This window comes from Gaiella sp., assembly GCF_057140465.1.
On record NZ_DBNHWK010000088.1, the window covers coordinates 1 to 4689 of the forward strand.

The window sequence follows — 4689 nt, forward strand, 5'->3', positions numbered from 1 at the left end:
TGCCTCCGATCCCCCGATCCGCGTGATCGACGACCCTCGTGTGCGGCTCGTGCGCCTCGACACGAACGTCGGGCTCGCCGGCGCGCTGACGGCCGGGGCGCGTGCCGCACGCGGACGGTGGATCGCCCACGTGGACGACGACGACGTCCTGCTGCCGCACATGCTGGAGCGCTCACTCGCTGCTGCGGCGACGAGCAGCCTCCCTGGCCCCATCGTGGTGGTCTCGGGAGTCGAGCTCGTTCGGCCGGACGGCCGGGTCCTCCAGCGCCGGCTCCCACCGACGCGCCCGCGTGGATCCCACTTCTCCCTCGAGCCGCTCGAGCGCGGCCGTGCCTACGAGACCCGCAACACGATGGTCGCCGAGAGGGTGCTCCTCGAGCAGTTCGACTACTGGGATAGCGCGTTCCGCTCCAGCCCCCGTCACGACCTCTTCCTGCGCATGAACCCGCACTGCTCGATCGTCGGCATCCCCGTCGTCACCTACCGCCAGGTCCACCACGCCGGTGGCCGCATCTCGACAGACGCGGCGTCGAAGCACGCGAGCTTCAAGCGCCTCGAGCGGAAGCACAGCGAGCTCTTCTCCTCCCACCCGAAGCGCTACGCCCACTACCTCGTCGCCGATGCGTTCCGCCTCGTCGCTCTCGGCGAACATGCCGAGGCGATCAAGACGATCGGGCGAGCTTGGAGGCTGTCCCCGGCGACGACCCTCTCCCGCGCCAGTCGCCACGCATATCGAGCAGCGGCGCGATCTGCCAGGAGATGCCTCCGGCCCCGGACGAACGGGAGGGTCGCATGAGCGGGGGGCGAGCGGCGGACCGTTCGGTACGCGTCGGACTCGTCGGGTGCGGGCGGGTGGCAACGATGTTCCATCTCGGGCTCCTTCTCCGGCTCGACGGCTGCGAGCTCGCGGCACTCGTGGACTCCGACGCCGAGCGACTGGAGCTCGCCCGCGCCGTGGCGCCCGCCGCGCGCGGCTTCGGGAGGCTCGACGAGATGCTGAGCGACGCCGACGTCGACGCCGTCGTGCTCACCCTCCCCACTGACCTCCACGCCGGCGCGGCGGCAGCCGCGTTCGACCATGGCAAGCACGTCTACGTCGAGAAGCCGCTCGCGACGTCGACCGAGGAGGCACGGCCGGCGGTGGCCGCGTGGCGGCGCGCCGGGACGGTGGGCGCGGTCGGGTATCCGTTTCGCTTCCATCCGAGTGTCCGCGCTCTGAAGACGGCGCTCGAGCAGGGCGAGGTCGGGGAACTGGTGGCGGTGCGGACGAGCTTCGGCGCCGCAGCGCGCGACCTGCCCGACTGGAAGCGCTCCCGCGCGACGGGAGGCGGCGCGCTCCTCGATCTCGCCTCTCATCATGTGGACCTGCTCCGGTTCCTCTTCGAGCGCGAGATCGTCGAGGTGTGCGCGTCGATCCGATCGGTGCGCTCCGAGGACGACAGCGCGTTGGTGGAGCTCACGCTGGCAGATGATGTCCCGGTCCAGATGATCGCGTCCGCAGCCGCGGTTCAGGAGGACGCCATCGAGGTGTACGGAACCGCCGGCAAGCTCACCGCAGACCGATTCGCCTCTCGGGCACTCGTGCGTACCCCGACGACGCGACCGGCGAGGCTGCCGGATCGGCTCCGTGCAACGGCAACCGGCGCCCGACGCCTTCGCGACGTCGCGCTCCCTCCGTCCGAGCCGTCGTTCGCGGCGTCACTCACCGCCTTCCTCCAGGCGATTCGTGGATATCCCTTTGACGGGGCGACGCTCGGGGACGGCTACCGTGCGCTCGAGGTCGTCGAGGCGGCGGAGACGTCTGCCCGCACCGGACGGCGGGTCCAGGTACCCGCTGCTCAGGCTCCCTGATCGGGCTGGTACGTCCCACGCGGCGCGGCAAGGTTGAGGGCCGCGCGCCATCGGCCCAGCTGCCACGCGGCCGTCGACGTGCCGATGAGCGCGGTGAGCGCCGGAAGGGTCACCCAACGGCCCGTGTGTCGAGACACGCGGCGGAGCACGCGCACGCAATCGGCGAATCCGAGCGCCGGCGTCGCGACGCGGCCACCTTCAGGCTCGTGGACGTGGCGGTAGTACACGTAGCCGTAGATCTGCGTCTTCCGGAGGAGCGCCCAGAAGCCATCGACCTCAGCGTGTCGAACACGCACCCGGGGGTCGAAGAGAACCGCCGCCGGACCGTGACGCGCCGCGATCGCATGCACGAGCATCGTGTCGGCGCCTCGCTCCATCTCGGCGAATGGCATCGCGTCGCCGAGCGCCGAGCGTACGACGGCCATGTTGTTCGTGCGACCGTAGTACCGTCTCCAGTCGCTCTGCCGGAAGACGTACTCGTCGCGGGCCGACGAGTACTCGCCGAGGAGCTTCACGGGTCGGGAGTCGCCTGCCGGAAGGGTTTCTCCGAGGACGACGACGGCCTCGTCGGACAGCGCACGGACGGCGGTTTCGAGCCAGTCGGCGTCGACCACGCAGTCCGGGTCGGTGAAGGCGATCACGTCGCCTCGTGCAATGCTCACTCCGCGGTTGCGTGCCGCGTACGCGCCGCGGCGGGGCTCGCGCTCGAAGACGACGCCGGGGGCCCGTTCCGCGATCAGGTCGGATCCGTCGCTCGAGCCGTTGTCGACGACGATCACCTCGTACCGCTCGCGTGAGAGCGACTGATGCACGAGACTCTCGAGGCATTCCGGAAGCGTTGCCGCGCCGTTGAGCACCGGGACGACGACGGAGACGTCGATGTCACTGTCGCGTCCGTCGGCGGCCATGAACCGAAGTCTTCGTCACGCCGTCCCGTTCCACAAGACCCCGCCCGACCTATAGTCCGATTGTGGCTGACGCAGTCGGTTCGAAGGCGAATGAGGTCTCGGGCAGCCGGCTTGCACTGTCCGTCGTCGCCGCCATGCCCGATGGGCCGACCCGGCTGCGCAAGCTCCTGAGATGCCTGTCCGAGCAGACGATCGCCCCGGAGATGGAGGTCGTGATCGTCGCGCCCACAGCCGAGTCGTCCGACATCGACGGCGACGCGTTCGGCCGACTGACCATCGTCCCGGTCGGGCCGATCGACGACGTCGACCGTTCGCTCGCCGCGGGCATCAACGCCGCACGCGCACCGATCGTCGCGATCATCGAGGATCACGCGTACCCGGAGCCGGGATGGGCGGAGGCGCTCGTCGATGCGCACCGCGGCCCCTCGGCGCTCGTGGGGCCCGCGTTCGCGAACGCGAACCCGTCGAGCACGCTCAGCTGGGCGAACATGATGATCGCGTACGGCAACTGGCTCGAGACGACGACCTCCGGCGTCGTCGACGAGGTGTCACGGCACAACGTGTCGGCGAAGCGTGACGTCCTGCTCGAGTACGGGCCCGACCTGCCGGATCGGCTCGTCCGGGGCGGGGGCCTGCTCGAAGACCTGCGCGCCCGTGGTCGGGAGTCGTACCTCGAGTCACGGGCCAGGGTGCATCACGTCAACCCCTCGCGACTGACCTCGACGTTGCGCCTGCGAGTGGACTCCGGGAGGCTGCATGCGGCGCGGCGTGCAGAGCGCGGCCGTTGGTCGTCGGTGCGACGCCTCGTCTACGTCGGCGGCTCGCCCCTGATTCCCCTCGTCCGCCTGTCGCAACTCGTTCCGCCGTTGTACGCACGACCAGCGCTGCGTCGCCCGCTGCTCCGCTCTCTCCCGGCGCTCCTGCTCGCCTTGACGGCCGATGCCGCCGGACAGGCGATCGGTTTCATCGCCGGGCCCGGCGCGTCCGAGGACCGCCTCGCCGCATTCGAGCTCGACCGCTGGAAGCAGGTGCGGAAGGCCGATCGCGCCATTCTCGCGCCGTGACCTCGACGGACGGCACGACAGTCCGATCGGCGGGGGCGCCGCACGGCTCGCGCGCGCGGACGGCGCACCGACGGCAGTTCGTGGTCGGCCACGACACGTGCTCCCTCGTCGCCGACTGGAACCACGTCCGTTTCGGGGAGCTCTGGTTGTCGCATTGCCCCACGCTCCCCGTGGACGACCTGGAAGACGGGGACGGGCGACGCTGGGCGATCCTCGGCCGAGCCGTCGAGACGAGAGCCGATCGGCCCGCACCACGCGATCAACTCGCGGCTGCCCGCACCGCCGACGTGCCGATGCTCACTGTCGGATGGTCCGGCCGTTGGGTTCTCGTGAACGCCGACGAGCTCCACCTGGACGCGACGGGACTTCTCGGCTGTTTCACGACTCGAGACGCGAGGGGAAGGCCATGGGCGTCCAGCAGCCCGGTGCTCGCTGCACGGCTCTCGTCGGAGCGTGAACCCGAGCCGCACCCATGGCCTCTGCGCTACGAGGATCCGGTGTCGTGGGTGATACCTCCTCGCTCGCGCTACAACGGCGTACGCCGCCTGCTACCCAGCCAGGTGCTCGCTCTGACGGACGGCTCGGTACGACCGCGGCCACTCATCGCGGATTTCGACCCCACACGACGCTACGCCGACACGCTCTCGTTGATCCACGACGCGCTCTCGACGGCGCTCAGGCGATTGGCCGGCACCGAGTCCGCCTGGCTCGGGCTCACGGCGGGGGCGGACTCCCGCCTGATCCTCTCGACTGTCGCCGAGACCGGCGCGGCGGTGAGGACGTTCACGAGGAGGTCGCCGCGCTCCTCGCTCGCCGACCTGCGCCTGCCGCCCGTGCTCGCCGGGATCGCCGGGGTCGAGCACGCC

The 4689-nt window shown here is 70.5% G+C and carries 4 protein-coding genes and 1 pseudogene; 4 read left to right on the forward strand and 1 reads right to left on the reverse strand.

The window, feature by feature from the left end:
- On the forward strand, positions 1-796 hold a 796-nt coding region (locus tag AC162C_RS12465), incomplete at its 5' end, for a glycosyltransferase family 2 protein (RefSeq protein ID WP_484097822.1).
- The gene (locus AC162C_RS12470; RefSeq protein ID WP_484097823.1) at positions 793-1851 is read left to right on the forward strand and encodes a Gfo/Idh/MocA family protein; all 1059 of its coding nucleotides are present in this window, start codon (positions 793-795) and stop codon (positions 1849-1851) included. The genes AC162C_RS12465 and AC162C_RS12470, both read left to right, overlap by 4 nt.
- Here AC162C_RS12470 and AC162C_RS12475 read toward each other — a convergent pair.
- Positions 1839-2759: a glycosyltransferase family 2 protein gene (locus AC162C_RS12475; protein WP_484097824.1), complete on the reverse strand. Its 921-nt coding sequence runs from the start codon at positions 2757-2759 to the stop codon at positions 1839-1841. The two genes, AC162C_RS12470 and AC162C_RS12475, sit on opposite strands and share 13 nt — an antisense overlap.
- Positions 2760-2821: 62 nt before the next feature.
- On the opposite strand from AC162C_RS12475, the gene AC162C_RS12480 reads away from it, so the two are divergent.
- Entirely contained in the window at positions 2822-3823 is a 1002-nt protein-coding gene (locus tag AC162C_RS12480) for a glycosyltransferase family 2 protein (RefSeq protein WP_484097825.1), read from the forward strand.
- 329 nt (positions 3824-4152) lie between these two features.
- Positions 4153-4689, forward strand: a pseudogene (locus tag AC162C_RS12485) (hypothetical protein); the annotation flags it as partial.

Excerpts from the sequence above, each read along its gene's own strand:
- AC162C_RS12470 (WP_484097823.1), top strand. The coding sequence starts at position 793 with ATGAGCGGGGGGCGAGCGGCGGACCGTTCGGTACGCGTCGGACTCGTC.
- AC162C_RS12475 (WP_484097824.1), bottom strand. The coding sequence starts at position 2,759 with ATGGCCGCCGACGGACGCGACAGTGACATCGACGTCTCCGTCGTCGTC.